The 18,781-nt window shown below is 72.5% G+C and carries 17 protein-coding genes and 2 pseudogenes; 8 read left to right on the top strand and 11 right to left on the bottom strand.

What is annotated here, in order from left to right; all coding sequences use genetic code 11:
* Window positions 1-286 precede the first annotated feature (286 nt).
* Window positions 287-1,288 (bottom strand): zinc-binding alcohol dehydrogenase family protein, encoded by a 1,002-nt coding sequence (locus tag H5965_RS14715; protein WP_310970599.1) that lies wholly within the window; start codon window positions 1,286-1,288, stop codon window positions 287-289.
* A 177-nt stretch (window positions 1,289-1,465) separates the two neighbouring features.
* Between H5965_RS14715 and ftsH the strand changes: the two genes are divergently transcribed.
* The 4 genes from ftsH to H5965_RS14695 all read left to right on the top strand — a co-directional run bounded on the left by ftsH (window position 1,466) and on the right by H5965_RS14695 (window position 5,802).
* On the top strand, window positions 1,466-3,400 hold the full coding sequence (gene ftsH / locus H5965_RS14710) for an ATP-dependent zinc metalloprotease FtsH (protein ID WP_310970284.1): 1,935 nt from the start codon (window positions 1,466-1,468) through the stop codon (window positions 3,398-3,400).
* Window positions 3,397-4,269, top strand: coding sequence for a universal stress protein (locus H5965_RS14705; RefSeq protein ID WP_310970282.1), 873 nt, complete (start codon window positions 3,397-3,399; stop codon window positions 4,267-4,269). Before ftsH ends, H5965_RS14705 begins: the two co-directional genes overlap by 4 nt.
* Window positions 4,270-4,403: 134 nt before the next feature.
* The gene (locus tag H5965_RS14700; RefSeq protein WP_310970281.1) at window positions 4,404-4,844 is read left to right on the top strand and encodes a hypothetical protein; all 441 of its coding nucleotides are present in this window, start codon (window positions 4,404-4,406) and stop codon (window positions 4,842-4,844) included.
* A 4-nt stretch (window positions 4,845-4,848) separates the two neighbouring features.
* Window positions 4,849-5,802 carry a magnesium transporter CorA family protein gene (locus H5965_RS14695; RefSeq protein ID WP_310970279.1) on the top strand — a complete coding sequence of 318 codons (954 nt, stop codon included), beginning with the start codon at window positions 4,849-4,851 and terminating at the stop codon, window positions 5,800-5,802.
* Here the strand turns inward: H5965_RS14695 and H5965_RS14690 are convergent.
* From H5965_RS14690 to H5965_RS14645, 10 genes and pseudogenes are all read right to left on the bottom strand, one after another.
* On the bottom strand, window positions 5,780-8,362 hold the full coding sequence (locus tag H5965_RS14690) for an HAD-IC family P-type ATPase (RefSeq protein ID WP_310970277.1): 2,583 nt from the start codon (window positions 8,360-8,362) through the stop codon (window positions 5,780-5,782). The two genes, H5965_RS14695 and H5965_RS14690, sit on opposite strands and share 23 nt — an antisense overlap.
* The gene (locus H5965_RS14685; RefSeq protein WP_310970275.1) at window positions 8,359-9,420 is read right to left on the bottom strand and encodes a YbdK family carboxylate-amine ligase; all 1,062 of its coding nucleotides are present in this window, start codon (window positions 9,418-9,420) and stop codon (window positions 8,359-8,361) included. The genes H5965_RS14690 and H5965_RS14685 overlap by 4 nt, the downstream gene beginning before the upstream one ends.
* A 5-nt stretch (window positions 9,421-9,425) precedes the next feature.
* Window positions 9,426-9,947 carry a flavodoxin domain-containing protein gene (locus H5965_RS14680; protein WP_310970273.1) on the bottom strand — a complete coding sequence of 174 codons (522 nt, stop codon included), beginning with the start codon at window positions 9,945-9,947 and terminating at the stop codon, window positions 9,426-9,428.
* An 11-nt stretch (window positions 9,948-9,958) separates the two neighbouring features.
* Window positions 9,959-10,228: a DUF1876 domain-containing protein gene (locus H5965_RS14675; protein WP_310970272.1), complete on the bottom strand. Its 270-nt coding sequence runs from the start codon at window positions 10,226-10,228 to the stop codon at window positions 9,959-9,961.
* Between the two features lie 9 nt (window positions 10,229-10,237).
* Window positions 10,238-11,860, bottom strand: coding sequence for an NAD(P)-binding protein (locus H5965_RS14670; protein ID WP_310970271.1), 1,623 nt, complete (start codon window positions 11,858-11,860; stop codon window positions 10,238-10,240).
* Window positions 11,860-12,855 carry a thiamine pyrophosphate-dependent enzyme gene (locus tag H5965_RS14665; protein ID WP_310970270.1) on the bottom strand — a complete coding sequence of 332 codons (996 nt, stop codon included), beginning with the start codon at window positions 12,853-12,855 and terminating at the stop codon, window positions 11,860-11,862. Before H5965_RS14665 ends, H5965_RS14670 begins: the two co-directional genes overlap by 1 nt.
* Window positions 12,856-12,859: 4 nt before the next feature.
* Complete coding sequence (locus tag H5965_RS14660; RefSeq protein WP_310970268.1) at window positions 12,860-14,092, bottom strand: transketolase C-terminal domain-containing protein; 1,233 nt, start codon at window positions 14,090-14,092, stop codon at window positions 12,860-12,862.
* Window positions 14,076-14,651, bottom strand: a pseudogene (locus tag H5965_RS14655) (2-oxoacid:acceptor oxidoreductase family protein); the annotation flags it as partial. The gene H5965_RS14660 and the pseudogene H5965_RS14655, both read right to left, overlap by 17 nt.
* Window positions 14,652-14,668: 17 nt before the next feature.
* Window positions 14,669-14,923: a hypothetical protein gene (locus H5965_RS14650; protein WP_310970597.1), complete on the bottom strand. Its 255-nt coding sequence runs from the start codon at window positions 14,921-14,923 to the stop codon at window positions 14,669-14,671.
* A gap of 76 nt (window positions 14,924-14,999) precedes the next feature.
* Window positions 15,000-15,563: pseudogene (locus H5965_RS14645) on the bottom strand (class I fructose-bisphosphate aldolase); the annotation flags it as partial.
* A gap of 159 nt (window positions 15,564-15,722) precedes the next feature.
* Between H5965_RS14645 and H5965_RS14640 the strand changes: the two are divergent.
* From H5965_RS14640 to H5965_RS14625, 4 genes are all read left to right on the top strand, one after another.
* Complete coding sequence (locus H5965_RS14640; RefSeq protein ID WP_310970266.1) at window positions 15,723-16,070, top strand: spore germination protein GerW family protein; 348 nt, start codon at window positions 15,723-15,725, stop codon at window positions 16,068-16,070.
* Window positions 16,071-16,175: 105 nt separating this feature from the next.
* Complete coding sequence (locus tag H5965_RS14635; RefSeq protein ID WP_310970264.1) at window positions 16,176-16,646, top strand: ATP-binding protein; 471 nt, start codon at window positions 16,176-16,178, stop codon at window positions 16,644-16,646.
* A 56-nt stretch (window positions 16,647-16,702) separates the two neighbouring features.
* On the top strand, window positions 16,703-17,395 hold the full coding sequence (locus H5965_RS14630) for a response regulator transcription factor (protein ID WP_310970262.1): 693 nt from the start codon (window positions 16,703-16,705) through the stop codon (window positions 17,393-17,395).
* Window positions 17,392-18,771 (top strand): HAMP domain-containing sensor histidine kinase, encoded by a 1,380-nt coding sequence (locus H5965_RS14625; RefSeq protein WP_310970260.1) that lies wholly within the window; start codon window positions 17,392-17,394, stop codon window positions 18,769-18,771. The genes H5965_RS14630 and H5965_RS14625 overlap by 4 nt, the downstream gene beginning before the upstream one ends.
* Window positions 18,772-18,781 lie beyond the last annotated feature (10 nt).

The raw sequence follows: 18,781 nt of genomic DNA, 5'->3' as shown, positions 1-18,781 counted from the left end.
CGTGATCCCGACGGTAGGGGGCGCGCGGAGGCGGTCGCTGCGGTCGTTCGTCCCCGCGGCCGGTGACCTTCGGCCGCTCCTGCCCACCGCGCTGCTGGGCCTGGCCGCGTTCGTCCTGGGCGCTGGATTCCGGACGGCGCGGCGAGGTGGTTCAGCGTGCGGCTCGGCGCCGGGGCGCCGGCCGCCCCGGTTCTGGCCCTCGTCACCGACGACGGCGGCCCGCTCGCCGTGCTGGTCGTCTTGGTTGCCCCGGTGGGTGGTTTCGACCGTCCGGCTGCTGCCCGGCTCAGCCGGCCCGGAGCACCGCCGCGCCGTTGACGCGGTCCGCGGCCAGGTCCGCCAGCGCCTGGTCCGCGTCGGCCAGCGCGTAGGGCACGGTGCTGACACTGAGGTGGTGCCTTCCGGCGAAGTCCAGGAACTCCCGCGCGTCGGCCCGCGTGTTCGCCGTGACACTGCGCACCTGCCGCTCCTGGAATAGGTGCTGCTGGTAGTTCAAGGGCGGAATGTCGGACAGGTGGATGCCCGCGATGGCCAGTGTGCCGCCGCGGTCGAGCGCGGCCAGCGCGGGCAGCACCAGCTCGCCCGCGGGCGCGAACAGGATCGCCGAGTCGAGTGGTTCCGGCGGTGGGTCGGCGGCTTCCCCGGCTGACGCCGCCCCCAGTTCCAGCGCCAGCTTGCGGGCCTCGGCGCTGCGCGTCATGACGTGCACGGTGGCGCCGCGGGCGATCGCCACCTGGGCGGTCAGGTGCGCGCTGCCGCCGAAGCCGTAGATGCCGAGGCGGCCGTTTTCGGGCACCTCGGCCCGGGCGAGGGCGTGGTAGCCGATCAGCCCCGCACACAGCAGCGGCGCCAGCTCGTCATCGGTGTAGCCGTCCGGCAACGGCAAGGCGTACGCCGCCGGGACGACCGCGAACTCCGCATATCCACCATCGGCGTCCCAGCCGGTGTACCGCGAGTCCGGGCAGAGGTTCTCCCGGCCGCGCAGGCAATACCGGCACGTGCCGCACGTTTCGCGCAGCCACGCGATGCCCACCCGGTCGCCGGTCGCGAAGCCCGTGGCGGCCGGCCCGAGCGCCACGACCTCGCCGACGACCTCGTGCCCCGGTGTCACGCCCGGCCGGTGCACCGGCAGATCGCCCTCCGCGACGTGCAGGTCCGTCCGGCACACCCCGCACACCAGCACGCGCACCAGCAGCTCGCCGGCAGCGGGCCGCGGCACCGGCACGCGGGATCGCTCGAGGGGCCCGGAGGACATGGGCCCGGGCCTGGTGACGCGCCAGGCGGTCATGGTCGTCGGCAGGGTCATCCGTCCTCCTCGGGTCGCGGGGACTCCCGGGCCAGGATGCGCCACCGGTCTCGGCGACGCGACCTGCCGTGGTCCTCCCGGCCGGGGACGTTAGGCCCTTCTTCCCCGTCGGCGCAGCGACGAAGGTGGGGGCATCCCGCGACCCCAGGAGCGCCTCCCATGTCCCGAACGGCCCGGTCCGGCCCGCCGCCCACGCCCGCACCGAAACCGGAGCCGCCGCGGCGCCCACGAGCCGGCAACTGGCTGCTCACCGCCATCGGCCTGCTGATCCTCGGTGTGCTCGTGGTGCCGGCCTTCCTGACGCCCGCCGCACCGTCGATGACCTACACCGAATTCCTGTCCGAAGTGGACGCCGGGCACGTCGAGTCGGTGACGGTCGACGACCAGGGCGCGGTGGACGGGAAGCGGCGCGGCGGTCCGGCGTTCACCACCCGCATCCCCACCGCCCTCGAGCCGGGGCAGCTCGAATCCAAGCTGCGCGAGAAGAACGTCGAGATCACCGCCGCCAAGGCCAGTGGTTCGCTGCTGTCGGTGCTCCTCGGCTACCTGCCGTTCTTCCTCTTGCTCGGGTTCCTCGTGTGGGCCGGGATGCGGGCCCGGAAGTCCGCCGGCGGCGGGCTCGGCATGACCGGGTTCGGCCGTGCGAAGGCCAAGATCATCGAAGCGCAGCGCCCGACCACCCGGTTCGCCGACATCGCCGGCTACGAAGGGGTCAAGCAGGAGATCGGCGAGATCATCGACTTCCTCCGCGACCCGGCGCGCTACGCCGCCGCCGGCGCCAAGGGGCCGCGCGGCGTGATCATGGTCGGCCCGCCCGGCACCGGGAAGACGCTGTTCGCCCGCGCGGTCGCCGGGGAGGCCAGCGTGCCGTTCCTGTCGATCACCGGCTCGGCGTTCGTCGAGATGTTCGTGGGGGTCGGCGCGTCCCGGGTGCGGGACCTGTTCGAAGAGGCCAGGACACGGGCGCCGTCGATCATCTTCATCGACGAGATCGACGCCGTCGGCGGCCGGCGCGGCACCGGCGGGCACGACGAACGGGAGCAGACGCTCAACCAGCTGCTGGCCGAGATGGACGGCTTCGACCAGAGCGGCGGCGTCGTCGTGCTCGCGGCCACCAACCGGCCCGAGACCCTCGACGCGGCACTGCTGCGGCCCGGCCGGTTCGACCGGCAGGTGACCGTGCCGCTGCCCAACCAGGCCGAGCGCGCGGCCATCCTGGCCACCCACATCGACGGCAAGCACCTCGCCCCGGACGTCGACCTCGGCATCGTCGCGCGCGGCACGCCGGGCTTCTCCGGCGCCGACCTCGCGAACCTCGTCAACGAGGCGGCGATCAACGCCGTCCGGGACGACCGCACGGTGCTGACCGCCGCCGACCTCGCCGCCGCCCGCGACCGGGTGCTGCTGGGGCGGCGGGACAGCTCGAACGCCCTGCTGCCCGAAGAACGCCACTCGGTCGCCGTGCACGAATCGGGGCACGCGCTGGTCGCCGCGCTGTGCGAACACGCCGATCCCGTCGCCAAGGTGACGATCCTGCCGGCCGGGATGGCCCTGGGCGCGACCGAGCAGCTGCCGGAGGCCGAGCGGCACCTCTACCGCGAAAGCCACCTCACGGACCTGCTCGCGGTCCGGCTGGGCGGCCGCGCCGCCGAACTGGCGGTGTTCGGCGAAACCTCGACCGGGGCGGCGAACGACCTCGCCGGCGCGACGGCACTGGCGGCGAAGATGGTGACCGAGTTCGGGATGTCGCCGGAGCTGGGCCCGATCGGCTACAGCGCGGCGGAAGGGCAGCCGGAGCTGCTGGGCCGGCCGTATTCGGAACAGACCCAGCGCGCGGTCGACGAGGAAATCGCCCGGCTGGTGCGCGCGGCGCAGGACCGGGCCACCGACCTGCTGCAGCGGCACCGAGCCGCCCTCGATGCACTCGCCGGGCAACTGCAGGAGCGCGAGACGGTCGATGGGACCGTCGTGCTTGCCGTGCTGCGGGAAGAGGCCGCCGGAAGTCCCCTCGCGGAAGGACTTCCGACCGCAGCGAACGGTCACGTCGTCGCCCTACGGTCGGCGCCCGACAGCCGGACCGGGAGCCGCCGATGAACACGACGAAACAACCGATCATCACCGGAATCGACGGGTCGGGCGAGGCGCTCGACGCCGTCCGCTGGGCGGCCCGCGCCGCCCGGCTGCGCAACGTCACTTTGGAGATCGTGCACGCCCTCGACTTCCCCGCGCTCCTCGCCGGCGGGGTCGTCCCACCGCCGGAGGAAATGAAGGATGTCCTCCGTGCGCACGGGCAGCGCTACCTGCGGGCGGCGCAAGAGATCGCCGAAGCGCAGGGCGCGACCGCCGTGACCACGCGACTCGATCCCGACCGGGCCGCGCAAGCCCTCATCGAAGCGTCGCGGACGGCGGCGCTCGTCGTGGTCGGCTCGGGTGGCCGCGGCCGGTTGACCGGCCTGCTCGCCGGTTCGGTCGCCTCGGCCGTCGGCGCGCACGCCGCCTGTGACGTGGTGGTGGTCCGCGGCGACTCCTGGGACAACCCCGAGGCGGCGAATCGGCCGGTCGTGGCCGGGATCGACGGCAGCAAGCCCAGCGCCCGCATCCTCGCGGCGGCCGTGGCCGAGGCACAAGCGCGGAAGGTCCGCCTGGTCGTGGTGCACGCGTCGGCGGACGAGCCGCGCCCGGAGACCGAACCGCACCTGGACCCGCAGGCCGCCACCGAGGCCGGCGAGCAGCTGCTGGGCGAAATCACCGGCGAACACGACGCCGGCGGCGTCACCGTCGAGCGGGTCGTCGTCCGCGGTCACCCGCGCCGCGAGCTGATCGAGCGCAGCGCGACCGCGCAGCTCGTGGTGCTCGGCGACCGTGGCCGCGGCGGCTTCCCCGGCCTGCTGCTGGGCTCCACCGGCCAGGCACTGCTGCACAACGCCGCGTGCCCCGTGTACCTGGTACGCACCGTCTCCTGACGGAAGTCCTCACGCGGATGGGCCTTCGCCCCACCGGAACCGGGGCCGAGAGGCCCCGGGAGCCGGGGCGGTCCGGCCCTCCTCCCCCGGCCTCACCAGGCGGACTCTGGAATCCGACGAAAGTGAGGCACACCATGGACACCAACCCCGGATTCGCCCCGGCGACCACCGCCGAGCCGACGTCCCTCCGCCGCAACCGCCGTGACCGGCTCGCCCTGCGGCCCGCCGACTTCATTGAACCCCGCTACGCCGACGTCGTCGACCAGCACCTGGCGCGCACGCTGACCGCGGAAGACCTGTCCGAAGAGGACGGCTTGGACCCCCTGGAGCGCGTCACCTGCCGCACCCACCGCCGCTGGCTGCACGACTGCGTCGCCTCGCCGCTGCACGTCGTCATCATCACCGGCACCCGCTGGTGCCGCGCCTGCGAATGCGCGCTGAACGTCGCGATCGACCAGCTGGCCGGCGACGTCTCGGTCCGCTGCCCGTCCTGCGGCGACACCCCGGCCACCCGGGCCACCCGCCAGCTGGTCCGCGCCTGCCGCGCCAGCCTCGCCGCCGCCCACGACCACTGAGCCGATGCCGCGCAGCCGGTTGTACCGCAGCGGTGTCCTCGAGCGGGAGGACTTCCCCGCCGCCGAAGCCGCCCGGCACCTCGCCGACCCGTCGGTGACGCTGTGGCTCGACCTGGACGCTCCCACCGGGCAGGACCTGGCCGCGCTCGCCACCGAGCTCGGGCTCCACCCGCTGGCCGTGGCATCGGTCCTCGACGAGGACCACCAGCGCCCCAAGTTCGTCCGCTACGACCACCACTCGTTCCTCGCCGCGTACACCGTGCTCGTGACCGACGGCGTCCTGGCTGCGTCGGAGCTGGACGCGTTCGTCACTGACCGCGTGCTCATCACGGTGCACCGCAACAACACCACCGACATCGACGCGATGGTGGCGCGCTGGGACACCACGCCGGAACTCGCCAAGAGCGGAACCGCGTTCCTGCTCCACGGCCTGCTCGACTACCTCGTCGACGGCCACCTCGACGCCGTCCAGGCCCTGGACGAGCAGGTCGAGGCCCTCGAAGACCTGGTGTTCGCCGATCACGTCGACCCCACCGAGCTGCAGCGCCGGTCTTTGCGGCTGCGCCGGAGCCTCGGCCGCCTGCGGCACCTGGCCGTGCCGATGCGCGAGATCGTCGCCGCCTTGATGCGCCGCGACGACACGCTGCTGCCGTACTTCCAGGACGTCTACGACCACGTCCTGCGCGCGACGGAGTGGACGGAGTCCCTGCGCGAGCTGATCGCCACGATCCGCGAGACGCAACTGACCATCCAGGGCAACCGGCTCAACACGATCATGAAGAAGGTCACCAGCTGGGCGGCGATCATCGCCGTCCCGACCGCGATCACCGGCTTCTACGGCCAGAACATCCCGTACCCGGGCTTCGGGACGGCTTCGGGCGTGTGGGTGTCGATGCTGGCCATCTTGATCATCTCGGCGACGCTGTATGCGCTGTTCAAACGCCGCGACTGGCTTTGACGGTGTATCGGCGCCAGAGCAGCTTGTCCGCCTCCACCACCGCGAACGCCACCACCGCGGCCCCGGCCACCCACAGCCAGGACGAGAACCCCACCGGCGCCGTGTGGAACCACGTGTTCATCACCGGCACGTACGTCAGCAGCAGCTGCAGCCCGGCCGTCAACCCCAGCCCCAGCAGGAACATCCGACTGTGCCCCGGCCACGCGCGCAGCACCGGCCGATCGAGCGACCGGCAGCTCAGCAGATAGGCCGCCTGCACGCCGACGAACACGTTGATCGCGGTCGTCCGCGCCTCCGCGAGCGAAGTGGAAGAACCGAGCTGCAGGCGATACGCACCGAAAGCCGCCACCACGAGCAAAAGCGACACGAGCACCACCCGCCGCAGCAGGGACGCGGTGAACAGCGGCCGCTCGGGCGGGCGCGGCGGGCGTCCCATGATCCCGTGCTCCGTCGGCTCGAACGCCATCGTCAAGCCGAGGAACACCGCGGTCGTCATGTTGATCCACAGGATCTGCACCGGGACGATCGGCAGGGTCGCGCCGAGCAGGATCGCCACCAGGACAACCATGCCCTCGCCGATGTTGGCCGGCAGCGTCCACGCGATGAACTTGCGCAGGTTGTCGAACACGCCGCGGCCCACCCGCACCGCCGCCTCGATCGAGGCGAAGTCGTCGTCGGTCAGCACCATGTCGGCGGCCTGGCGGGCCGCGTCGGTGCCGCCTTTGCCCATTGCGACGCCGATGTCCGCGCGGCGCAGCGCCGGGGCGTCGTTCACACCGTCGCCGGTCATGGCGACCACGTGCCCGCGCCGCTGCAACGCCCGGACCAGGTCGAGTTTCTGCGCTGGTGACACCCGTGCGAACACCTGGGTGCCCGCCACCGTCTCATCGAACTCCGCGTCCGGAAGCGCGGCCAGCTCGGCGCCGGTGAGGACCCGGCCGGAAGCCAGGCCCACCTCTCCGGCGACCGCGCGGGCCGTTCCGGCGTGGTCGCCGGTGATCATCTTGACGTCGATGCCCGCGCTCCGGCAGGCCGCGACCGAGCTGACCGCCTCCGGCCGCGGCGGGTCGTGCATCGCCTGCAGGCCGAGCAGTACTGGCGCGGCCCCCGGCGTGCTCCGAGCGAACGCCAGCACCCGCAAGCCCTGCGCCGTCAGCGATCCGTGCACCCGGTCCAGCTCGTCCCGGTCCAGCGGCCGCACATCGCCGCCGGGCACCACCTCGGCCTCGCACCGGGCCGCGACCTCTTCGACCGCGCCCTTGAGATAGGCGACCTCACCGTGCACCGTCGTCATCGTCCGGGTCTCGGACTCGAACGGCACGGTGTCCGTGCGCGGCGCCGCCACCCGGATCGCGTCCGGGTCCAAGCCCGCCGCGATCGCCGCGCCGAGCAGCGCGATCTCCGTCGGATCCCCTTCCTCGAGTTCCGCGTCGTTGCACAGGACACCCGCGATCAGACACTCCCGCAGCGTCTTCCCCGCTTCGGCCACCGGCACCGGCGAACCGGCCGCCGCGAGAGTGGTCACCGTCATCCGGTTGCGGGTGAGCGTGCCGGTCTTGTCGGTGCAGATCACCGTGGTGCCGCCGAGGGTCTCGACCGCGGGCAGGTGCCGCACGATCGCACCACGCCGGGACATCCGCACGACGCCGATGGCCAGGACGATCGCGACCGCGGCCGGCAGTCCCTCCGGGATCGCGCCGACGGCGAGCGCGACCACCGCGGTGAACATCTCCGGTGCCGGGGTGCCCCGCACGAGGCCGAGCACGAAGGCCGCGGCCGAGACCGCGACGATCACCCAGCTCAGGTGCCCCGAGAACCGTGCGAGCTTGCGGGTGAGCGGCGTCTCGACGACCTGGGCAGTGGCCACAAGGTGCTGGATCCCGCCCAGCTGGGTCGCGCCGCCGGTGGCGGTGACCAGCCCACGGGCCTGGCCCCGGGTCACCAGCGTCCCCGAATACGCGCAGCCGGTGCGGTCAGCGACCGGAGCCGACGGCGGAACCGGCTCGGCGGACTTCACCACCGGCACCGACTCCCCGGTCAGCGCCGACTCGTCGATCTCGGTCAGGTGTACTTCGGCCAGCCGCACATCGGCGGGCACCCGGTCGCCCGCGGCGAGCTCCACGACGTCCCCCGGCACCAGCCGGGCCGCGGGCACGCGCTGCGGCACCCCCTCGCGGACGACGGTCGTTTCGACCGGGACCATTTTGGACAGTGCCTCCAGCGCGCGCTGGGCCCGGGACTCCTGCACGAACCCGACGACGGCGTTCAGCAGCACGACCCCGGCGATCACCCCGGCGTCGACGTGCCCGCCGAACACCCACGTCACCACGCCCGCCAGCAGCAGGACGTAGATGAGCGGGTTGTGGAACTGCGCCAGGAACCGCCGGATCGGCCCGGGTCCGGCGGGCATGCGGACGACGTTGTCGCCGTAGCGCCCCAACCGCGCTTCGGCCTCTTCATGGCTCAACCCCCGGGCCGGGTCGACGCCGAGCTGCTCGGCGGCCGCGGCCACCGGCAGGGCGTGGAACTCCGCCGCGCCGGTCACTGTTTCCGCGTTCATCGTGCCGCCTCCAGGCTCTCGTCTTCGGTTCCCCGGGTCACCGCGGCCAGCCGGGCGGCGAACTCCGCCGGGGTGGCCGACACCGCCCGCAGCGCACGTTGCCGGACCGCGCCACCGCCGTGGTCGGCGAGCGCGCACCAACCGCGGTGCACCACGTCGAGATCTCCGGCCTCCTCCAGCGCAGGCCGGACGTACGCCAGGAGACGTGCGGCGCCCGGCCGATCGAGGCCGTGCCGGGCGGCGGCCCGCAGCGCGTGCGCGAGAGCCCTGTCGGACGGCTGCGGCACCACCTCGCCCCGCACCGCCGTGGCCACGAGCGCCCGCACCAGCCCCGCGAGCACGACGGCGTCACCCACGTCCAGGCAGACGTCGGCGATCCGCACCTCGACGGTCGGGTGCCGCGGCGACAGGCGGGCGTAGAAGTACACGCCGCGAGCGTCGGGCGCGGCACCGCTTCGGATCGCCTCGGCGACCGCAGCGTCGTACTCGGCGACGTCCCGACACGCGGCGGGCGGCCGGGCCGTCGGCCAACGGGACCACAGCGGGTACCGGGCGCTCGCCCACCCGGAGTCCGCGCCGTCGACGTAGGGCGAGTTCGCGGTGAGCGCCAGCAGCACACCGAGCCACGGCCGCAGCCCGGCGAGCGCGCGCACCCCCGCCGCCCGCGACGGGATGCCGACGTGGATGTGACAGGCGCAGGTGCCCGCGCCGGCGACCAAGGCGGGGAACCGCGCCGCGAGCCACTCGTACCGCGCGTCGGCGGTGACCAGCGGGGTGGTGCCGAACGGCGCGACGGCGGTCGCCACCGCCAGGCACCTCACCTCCGCCGCCGCCTCGCTCACCCGGTGGCGCAGCCTCGTCAGATCCGCGCGGACCTCGGCGAGTGAGCGGCACACCCCCGTCAGAGTTTCCACCTGGAAGCGCAGGAATTCCGGCACCACACCGGGTTCTCCCCGCAGGACGTCCAAGACTCGCGGGGCCGCTGGGACGGCCGCCCCGGTCCGCGTGTCCAGCAGCACGAACTCCTCCTCCACGCCGACCGTCGGGACGTCCGCCACGGCCGTCAGGAGCCGGCGCGGACCAGTGCCGCCCCGAGCGCCGCGCCCCACGCCTCGGCCCGTTCCGGTTCGCCGGGCTCCGGGCCGGTGTCGATGGACTCGGTCCCGACGAAGAAGCTCTCCGCCGGCAGGACGAGCCGGCACCCGTGCCGGCGCAGCCGCTTGGCCACCCCGAGCGACGCCGCCCCGGTGAACACGCGCGGCTTGTCGATCCGGGTGTCGAAGGCCGCGGCGGCCAGCTCGGCCGGCACCACGTCGAGGGAGTCCAGCCACTCCCGCACGCCGGTCCGCGACCGGATCGGGTAGTCCACCTGGTCCGCGGCGGATTTCCGGGTCGCGCCGCGGCTCATGCCGTGCACGTGGGTGGGCCCGCCGACGACGAGCAGGTCGACGCCGGTCAGATCCCGGGGCGCTTTGTCGACGTTGACCACCTCGACCGGGGCGGACACGGCCAGCCCCTTGCCGACCGCCTTGGCCACCTCTTCGGTGGCGCCGAACATCGACTCGAAGACGACGAGGATGCGCATGTCCGCTCCCTTCAGTTTTCGAGCCGGACCGGCTTGCGGGTCAGCGCTTCGATGTCGCCGGCCGCGCATTCGAGCAGGTTGTGGGCCAGGTCGCTCAACGCGCGCGACGCGGCCAGCTCGTCGCCGATCTCGGGCACGTCGGTGTCGGCGGGGTTGAGCCGCGCGACACCGGTCCCGGAGACCCGGGTGTCGTCGGCCGTGTGCAGCCGGGCAGTGGCCCGGGTGCGGCCGTCGTCGTCTTCGTCGATGTGCACTTCGACGTGCCAGCGTTTCTCCTGCATGATCTCTCCTCAGGTTTCTTCGGGCACCATTTCGATGGCGCCGCAGGGACATTCGGCAACGCAGATCCCGCAGCCCTTGCAGTAGTCGAGGTCGACCGCGTACTTCTCCCCCGGTTCGAGCTTGATCACCGCGTTGTCCGGGCAGACGCCGTAGCAGTTGTCGCATTCGAAGCAGTTGCCGCAGGACAGGCAGCGGCGGGCCTCGAACAGGGCCGTCGACGCGTCCAGACCGCCCTTGATCTCATCGAAGGTCGACACCCGCCGGGACAGGTCGAGGTGCGGCCGGACGGTCCGGTCGGCGTCGCTGTAGTACCAGGTGTTGAGGTCGTCGAAGGTCGCCTCGCGCCGCGCCGGCGGCTCCGGAGCGACGGCGTTGCGCAGCCAAGCGTCGATCTCGCGAGCGGCCTTCGCGCCGTGCCCGACCGCGACGGTCGCGGTCCGCCCCGAGGGCACCATGTCCCCGCCCGCGAAGATTCCCGGGTGGCCGGTCATCATCCCCCGGCCGACCCGCACGACCCCGTCCGCGCGTTCGACGTCCGGCAGCTCGTCCACCAGGGACAAATCCGTGTCCTGGCCGAGCGCCAGCACGACGCTGTCGGCGGCGAGGCGCTCGAACTCGCCGGTCGGCTGCGGGAAGCCTGACTCGTCGAGGCGCATCTTCTCGACGGTGATGCCGTCGCCGTCGATCTCGCTGATCGTCGAGAGCCAGCGCATCGCGACGCCTTCTTCGACTGCCTCCGCCACTTCGGATTCGTGGGCGGGCGTCCGGTCCCGCGTGCGGCGGTAGACGACGACGGCGTCGGTGGCGCCGAGCCGCTTCGCGGTGCGCGCGGCGTCCATCGCGGTGTTGCCGCCGCCGTAGACGGCGACGCGGCGGCCGAGCAGCGGCGGTTCGCCGTCTTCCATCTCGTGCAGCAGCGAAATCGCGTCGAGGACGTGTGCCGTGTCGCCGGCCGGGATGTAGGCCCGCTTGCCGACCTGGGCGCCGACGGCGAGGAAGACCGCGTCGAACCCCGCCTTCGCGGCCACGACGTCGGTGACCCGGCTGTTCTGCTCGAAGACGACACCCATGTCCGCGATCCGGCGGATCTCCGCGTCGATCACGTCGCGGGGCAGCCGGTAGCGCGGGATGCCGTAGCGCATCATCCCGCCGGGCGCGGCTTCGGCGTCCCGGACGGTGACGGCGTGGCCGAGCCGGGCGAGGTGGTAGGCGGCGGACAGGCCGGCCGGGCCCGCGCCGACGACCAGGACCCGCTTGCCGGACGGCTCGGCGACCGGGATCGTCCAGCCCTGCTCGATGCCCTCGTCGCCGAGGAAGCGTTCGACGGAGTTGATGCCGACGGCTTCGTCGAGCTGGCCGCGGTTGCAGGCGCTCTCGCACGGCCGGTAGCAGATCCGGCCGAGCACGGCGGGCAGCGGGTTGTCGGCCATGATCCCGCGCCACGCGTTCTCGTAGTCACCGGATTCGGCGTGGTAGAGCCACTTCTGGATGTCCTGCCCGGACGGGCAGGCCTGGTTGCACGGCGGCAGCAGGTCGACGTAGACCGGCCGCTCGGTCCGCCAGGCACCGGTCTTGTTCGCCCGACTCGAACCGACGTCGAGGGTGATCGCGAACGGCTTCTCGTGCTCCATCAGGCCTCCTCGAGCAGGTCGAACCGGCGGATGTTGCGGTCGGCGAGCGCCTGGATCTTCTCGATCACCTCGGTGTGCGGTGAGTCGCCGAACAGGTGCGCGTACCGGGTCTGAAGCCGCAGGTAGTCCTCGACCGGCACCCGGCGGCGGATCTTCGACGTCGCGACGATCTCGCCGGCTTCCGCTTCGAACACCGGGAAGATCCCGCTTTCCTTGGCGAGGCGGGCGATCCGGATCGTGTCGTGGGACGCGCTGCCCCAGCCGAGCGGGCACGGCACCAGGACATGCAGGTACCGCGCGCCGCGGAACTCCATCGCCCGCGTCACCTTGGCTTCCAGATCACGCAGGTCCGCGACCGTCGCGGTGGCCACGTACGGGATCTCGTGGGCCAGCGCGATCATCGGGACGTTCTTGCCCTGCCCGAACACCGCGCCCGGCTCGGCGCCGACCGCCGGGGTGGTGGCGGTGCGGGCGGCCGGTGGCGTCGCGCCGGAGCGCTGGACACCGGTGTTCATGTACGCCTCGTTGTCGTAGCAGATGTAGAGGACGTCGTCGTTGCGCTCGAACATCCCCGACAGGCAGGCGAAACCGATGTCGACGGTCCCGCCGTCGCCGCCCTGGCCGACCACACGGACATCCGTGCGTCCCTTGGCCTTCATCGCCGCGGCGACGCCGGTGGCGACGGCCGGGGCGTTGCCGAACAGCGAGTGCAGCCACGGGATCCGCCACGACGTCTCGGGATACGGCGTCGAGAAGACCTCCAGGCAGCCGGTTGCGTTGACGGCGACCATCTGGTTGCCCGTCGCGCGCATCGCCGCGTCGAGCGCGTACCGGGCGCCGAGCGCTTCGCCGCAGCCTTGGCAGGCCCGGTGGCCGCAGTCGATGGAGTTGATCCGCTGCCGGTCGGACTGGACGCTGCGCTGGTCGTCGCCGAGCAGCCGGCCGCCGACCGCGAAGCTGCCGGTCTGGTAGAACTTGATCGGCGTCACCGCCATGTCATCACCCGATTCGCGAAGCGACCGCACCGAGGTCGCGCAGGAGGTTCTCGGCCGTCGGCCCCGACCGGCGGGTCGCGGCGAGGCGGCCCAGCTCGCGGTCGATCAGCGTGCGGTCGAGGTCGAGGAAGGTCAGCGGCGGCAACCGGTCCGCGGAGCGCAGGACCCGGCGCAGCGAGTCCTTCGTGATCGCACGGCCGCCCAGCCCGGCGACCACCGTGTGCACCTCCGCGGTCGCGACGACGTTCTGCGTGACGATCCCGCCCACACCGGGCTCGAAGGCCCGTTCCAGGACGACGACGTGCCGGGCGTGCCCGAGCGCCGCGCGGACCGCGTCGGCGGGGAACGGCCGGAAGCAGGTCAGGCCGAGAACGCCGACACGCAGTCCGTCTTCGCGCAGCGCGTCGACGGTGTCCTTGAGCGTGCCCAGCACCGAGCCGAGCGCGATCACGATCGTCTCGGCGTCCTCGGTGCGATACGGCCGGATCAACCCGCCGGAGTTGCGGCCGAACGCTTCGGCGAAGCGGTCCGCGACGTCCGGGACGACGTCGAGCGCCTCCATCAGCCGGGCGTGGGCGAGGTAGCGGACCTCCGTGAAAGCCTCTGGCCCGACCATCGCCCCGATCGACGACGGCTCGGCCGGGTCGAGCACCTGACGGGGCTCGTACGGCGGTAGGAAGGCGTCGACCTGGTCCTGGTCCGGTGTGTCGACCGGTTCCCAGGCGTGGGTCAGCACGAAGCCGTCCATGCACACCATCACCGGCGTGGACAGCTCCTCGGCGATCCGGAACGCCTGGACGTGCAGGTCCGCGGCCTCCTGGTTGGTCTCGGCGTAGAGCTGGATCCAGCCCGCGTCCCGCAGGGCCATGCTGTCGCTGTGGTCGTTCCAGATGTTGATCGGCGCGCCGATCGCCCGGTTGGCCACCGTCATCACGATCGGCAGGCCGAGCCCGGAGGCGTTGAACACCGCCTCGGTCATGTACAGCAGACCTTGGCTCGCGGTGGCCGTGTAGGCCCGCGCCCCGGCGGCGGACGCGCCGATGGCGACGGACATCGCGGCGAACTCCGACTCGACGTTGACGAACTCGCACGGCGTGAGCGCACCGGACTTCACCAGCTCCGCCAGCCCTTCGACGATGTGCGTCTGCGGCGAGATCGGATAGGCGCAGACGACCTCCGGACGGCACAGCGCGACCGCGTCGGCGACGGCCCGGGAGCCCTCAATCTGCCTGAGCACCGGTCAGCTCCTCCCGCTCGGCGCGGACGAACCCGTAGGCCGCGGTGGCCGCCGCGATGTTGCCGTCGGCTTTCGCCCCGGTGAACCGGCCGGCGATCGCGGCGATCACCGACCGCAGCTCGACCACGCCGGTCAACGCGGCGAACCCGCCGAGCAGCGCCGCGTTGGGCACCGCCCGGCCCAGGTGTTTCTTCGCCAGCTCGGTCGCGGGCACCACCAGCAGGCGCTCCCGGCGGAACCCGCGGACGAACTCGCCCAGCCCCAGCTCGTCGAAGCTGTGCGCGGAGTTCACGAGCAGGTAGCCCTCGGGTTTGAGGCCTTCGAAGACGTTCACCTGGTGCAGCAGGGTGGCGTCCTGGATGATCAGCGCGTCAGGCTGGACGATCGGTTCGCGGGTGCGGATCGCCGCGCCGGAGATCCGGCAGAACGACACGACCGGCGCGCCGGTGCGTTCCGAGCCGAAGCTGGGGAACGCCTGCGCGTGCCGCCCTTCGGTGAACGCGGCTACCGACAGCAGCTCGGCCGCCGTCACCACGCCCTGACCGCCACGACCGTGGATGCGGACCTCGGTCGTGCTCATGCGCTCGGGTACTTGGCGAGGATGTCCCGCAGCGCCGAGACGAACCGCAGGGACTCGTCGTGATCGCGCTGCCAAACGTTGCGGCCGAAGATCAGCCCGGTCGCCCCGGCCTCCATCGACTCGCGTGCCTTCTCCAGCATCGCCTCGTCGCCGGCCTTGCCGCCGCCCGAGACCAGCAGCAGCGTCCGCCCGGCCGACCGAACGACGGCGTCGATCGCCTGCTGGGCTCGTCGTCTCCTTGGCGTAGGCACTGGGCACGTTGTCGATCTTCGCCGGGTGCGGGAAGTTGACCTTGACGACGTCGGCGCCCAGCTCGGACGCGGTGCGCGCGGCGTAGTCGACGGCGTAGAAGGAGTCGCGGCCGCCCTTGGCTTCGATGGCCGAGCCACGCGGGTAGGCCCAGACGATGAGCGGCATGCCCAGCCGGTGGGCGTCGGCGCGGACCTGCCGCAGCTGGGCGAAGTCCTGCTCCTGGGCCGGGGTCCCGACGTAGAGGGTGTAGCCGACGGCGTCCGCGCCGAGCCGGACCGCGTCCTCGACGCTGCCGTGCAGCAGGGACAGCGCCTCGGCGTCGGACGGGATCTCGGTCTTGCCGTTGAGCTTCAGCACCAGCGGCAGCTCGCCCGCGTAGTCCCAGTAGAACTTCTCGGCCAGCCCGATCTGGATCGCGATGCCGTTGAAGCCGCCCTCGAGCGCGAGCTTGAGGATGTACTTCGGGTCGCTCGCGGCCGGGTTGGCGAAGAAGTCGCGGGGACCGTGCTCCAGGCCCTGGTCGTAGGGAAGGAAGAACGCGGTGCCGTTGCGCAGGCCGTGTTCGTGCAGGATGCGGTGCAACCGCGTCTTCTTGCCGGTGTTCAGCCCGAGCTCGGCCAGCGGGGGACGGTACGCCATGACGGCCTCCGGGGTCGCTGATTTCGTGTGTCCCCAGCCAATCGCGACGAGGTGGCCGCCACCGCGGGCGAACGCCACCGGCACCGGGGCCCTCGGTCACCCGCGCAGGGGACCATCGGCTCTGTGGCTCCCGCGCTGCCGGCGGTGAGACTTCGCCGCATGAAGGTCGACGAACTGCTCGCGAAGGCGAAGGACGGGCTGGAGACCAGGATGGTCTACGGCGAGCCGTACGAGGTCGACGGCGTCACAGTGATCGTGGCGTCGGCTGTCGGCACCGGCGGTGGCGGCGGCGACAGCCGCGACGAAAAGGGCCGTTCCGGCGAAGGTGCGGGATTCGGGCTGTCGGCCAAGCCGGTCGGGGCGTACGTCATCAAGGACGGCAAGCTCCGCTGGGAACCGGCGGTCGACGTGAACCGCCTGCTGGCCACCCTCGGCGCGGTCGCCGTCGCGGCACTCTTCGCCGCGACCCGGCTCGTGAAGCTCAAGTACCGCGCCGACCAGGATTGACCCGAGCCGGAACGTCGAGGATTGGCTCCGCCGTAACCGGGGTATCGCCGAAGCGCGGACGTCTTCAGCAGCGAGGACGGAGACCCGGAAAGGGACGATGCCGCCATGTCCGAACGGAGCGGCGCCGGCGATGAGCCGTCGCGATGGTCGATGGACCTCCGCGGCACCACCGCACCGGCTCTGGTGCAGATCCGCCGCTGGGCCTCACGCACCCTGACCCACGTCGACGACGCCCACCTGGGGGACGTGCTGCTGGTGGCCACCGAACTGGTGACCAACGCCTACGACCACGGCCAGGGCCCCCTGGCAAGTCCGGATGAGCCACACTCGGGCGCCATGCCGGGTGCGGATCGAGGTCGACGACGGCAGCCGGGATCGGCCCGTCGTCGCCACGCCGTCCCTCGACAGACCCGGTGGCCGCGGTATGCAAATCGTGGAAAGCTGTCGGACGCCTGGGGCGTGCTGGAGAATCCGGTCGGCAAGACGGTGTGGGCGGAGGTGCCCTGCTCCGGGGTCGATGCGGCACCGCTTGCTTCATCGCCCGGCACCGGACCGGTCCGGATTACCGACCGTTAACCCGCCGCTGGCGCCCCGAAAACCTGGACAGGACGCGAAGCTCGCGCGGGGGCATCATGGCGGCCATGCCGCACCGCGTCCTGCTCGCCGACGACGACCGCGCCATCCGCGAGTCCCTCGTCCGGGCCCTCGACCTCGAGGGTTACCACGTCACCGAGGTGACCGACGGCGTCAGCGCGCTCGCCACCGCCCGGCGCGACGAGTTCGACGTGATCGTCCTCGACGTGATGATGCCCGGCGTCGACGGCCTCGGCGTGTGCCGCGTCCTGCGGGCCGAAGGCGACCCCACGCCGATCCTCATGCTCACCGCCCGCGTCGAGACCCCCGACCGGGTGGCCGGGCTGGACGCCGGGGCGGACGACTACCTGCCCAAGCCGTTCGAACTCGACGAACTCCTCGCGCGCCTGCGGGCCCTGCTCCGCCGCACGTCCCCCGAACCGGACGCGCGGCGCACGCTGCGGCTGGGCGAGCTGGCGGTCGATCCGGCGGCGCGGCGGGTGTGGTGGCAGGGCACCGAGATCGCGCTCTCGAAAACCGAGTTCGACCTGCTGGAACTGCTCGTGCGCAACGCCGGGATCGTGCTCGACCGCACCACGATCTACCAGCGGATCTGGGGCTACGAATTCGGCGCGGACTCGAAGAACCTGGCCGTCTACATCGGCTACCTGCGCCGCAAGCTGGAGCAGGCCGGGGCGACCGGGCTGATCCACACCGTCCGCGGCGTCGGCTACTCGGTGCGGCCGGCATGAACCTGCGCAGCAAGTTCGCCATCGCCTTCGCCGGGGTCGGCGCGGCGGCCGCGATCCTCGTCGGGGTGCTGAGCTACCAGGCCGCTTCGGAACGGATCAACGCCGAACTCGACCGGTCGCTGCTCACCACCTCCGCCGAGGTCGCCGCCGGAGCGACGCAGATCCTCGCCCCGAGCCCGGTCACCCGCGGCCCCGATGACGACGACCACGACGAGGCTCAGCCCATGGTGGCGCAGGCGATCGCTCCGGACGGCAGCACCCGGCCCCTCGGCGGCCGTCCGGTGCGCCTCGACGTCGGCGACGACGACCGGACGCTCGCCGCCACCGGTTCCCTCGGCGACCACCGCTACACGAACTTCACCGCCGGGCGCGACGACTACCGGGTGATCACCGTGGCTCTCGGCCCCGGCCGCGGGGCGATCCAGCTCGGCATCGACGTCGACGAATCCCGGCACGTCCTCAAGGGACTGGCGGCCCGCATCACCGGCGTCAGCGCCCTGGTCCTGGCCGTCGCGGCCCTGGCCGGATGGCTGCTGGCCCGGCAGATTACCCGCCGGCTGGTCCGGCTGACCGACGTCACCGAGCAGGTCAGCGACGGCCGCCTCGACGAAGTCGCCGTCCCGACCGGTGGGCGCGACGAGGTCGGCAGGCTCGCGACGTCGTTCGACCGGATGCTGGGCCGCCTGGCCGACGCCCGCGCCGACCAGGAACGCTTGGTCCAGGACGCCGCGCACGAACTGCGGACCCCACTGACCAGCCTGCGCACCAACGCCAGCGTCCTGCGGCGGTTCGCCGAGCTCAGCCCGGATTCCCGCGCCCGCCTGCTCGACGACGTCCACGGGGAAGCCCGCGAACTCACCCACCTGGTGGACGAGCTCGTCGACCTGGCCACCCGCCGCTACGAGGCCGAGGAGCCGGGGCGGGTCGAGCTGGGCGAGATCGCCGGCCGCGCCGCCGAGCGCGTCCGGCGGCGGTCCGGGCGCGCCATCGCCGTCGAGGCCGACGCGTCCACGCTGACCGGCCAGGCCAAGGCGTTGGAACGAGCGGTGACGAACCTGCTGGAAAACGCCGTGAAGTTCGCGCCCGAGGGCCCGATCGAGGTCGTCGTGCGCGACGGCCGCGTCGAGGTGCTCGACCGCGGCCCGGGCATCGGCGACGACGACGCGGCCCGCATGTTCGACCGCTTCCACCGCGCCGACGGCGCCCGCGGCCTGTCCGGCTCCGGCCTCGGCCTGGCCATCGTGCGGGACATCGCGCTCGCCCACGGCGGAACGGTCTTCGCCGGGCCGCGCCCCGGTGGTGGCGCCGTGGTGGGGTTCACCGTCGGCGCGGATCTTCTCTTACCGAGCTCTCACCCTCGTCACGCCGACAGCTAACCGGGCTTCG

This window comes from Amycolatopsis sp. 505 (genome assembly GCF_031625235.1).
Classification (GTDB): Bacteria; Actinomycetota; Actinomycetes; order Mycobacteriales; family Pseudonocardiaceae; genus Amycolatopsis.
This window is presented reverse-complemented; position numbering and strand designations above follow the sequence as displayed.

Excerpts from the sequence above, each read along its gene's own strand:
- H5965_RS14715 (WP_310970599.1), bottom strand. The coding sequence starts at position 1,288 with ATGACCGCCTGGCGCGTCACCAGGCCCGGGCCCATGTCCTCCGGGCCC.
- ftsH (WP_310970284.1), top strand. The coding sequence starts at position 1,466 with ATGTCCCGAACGGCCCGGTCCGGCCCGCCGCCCACGCCCGCACCGAAA.
- H5965_RS14705 (WP_310970282.1), top strand. The coding sequence starts at position 3,397 with ATGAACACGACGAAACAACCGATCATCACCGGAATCGACGGGTCGGGC.
- H5965_RS14700 (WP_310970281.1), top strand. The coding sequence starts at position 4,404 with ATGGACACCAACCCCGGATTCGCCCCGGCGACCACCGCCGAGCCGACG.
- H5965_RS14695 (WP_310970279.1), top strand. The coding sequence starts at position 4,849 with ATGCCGCGCAGCCGGTTGTACCGCAGCGGTGTCCTCGAGCGGGAGGAC.
- H5965_RS14690 (WP_310970277.1), bottom strand. The coding sequence starts at position 8,362 with ATGAACGCGGAAACAGTGACCGGCGCGGCGGAGTTCCACGCCCTGCCG.
- H5965_RS14680 (WP_310970273.1), bottom strand. The coding sequence starts at position 9,947 with ATGCGCATCCTCGTCGTCTTCGAGTCGATGTTCGGCGCCACCGAAGAG.
- H5965_RS14675 (WP_310970272.1), bottom strand. The coding sequence starts at position 10,228 with ATGCAGGAGAAACGCTGGCACGTCGAAGTGCACATCGACGAAGACGAC.
- H5965_RS14670 (WP_310970271.1), bottom strand. The coding sequence starts at position 11,860 with ATGGAGCACGAGAAGCCGTTCGCGATCACCCTCGACGTCGGTTCGAGT.
- H5965_RS14665 (WP_310970270.1), bottom strand. The coding sequence starts at position 12,855 with ATGGCGGTGACGCCGATCAAGTTCTACCAGACCGGCAGCTTCGCGGTC.
- H5965_RS14640 (WP_310970266.1), top strand. The coding sequence starts at position 15,723 with ATGAAGGTCGACGAACTGCTCGCGAAGGCGAAGGACGGGCTGGAGACC.
- H5965_RS14635 (WP_310970264.1), top strand. The coding sequence starts at position 16,176 with ATGTCCGAACGGAGCGGCGCCGGCGATGAGCCGTCGCGATGGTCGATG.
- H5965_RS14630 (WP_310970262.1), top strand. The coding sequence starts at position 16,703 with ATGGCGGCCATGCCGCACCGCGTCCTGCTCGCCGACGACGACCGCGCC.
- H5965_RS14625 (WP_310970260.1), top strand. The coding sequence starts at position 17,392 with ATGAACCTGCGCAGCAAGTTCGCCATCGCCTTCGCCGGGGTCGGCGCG.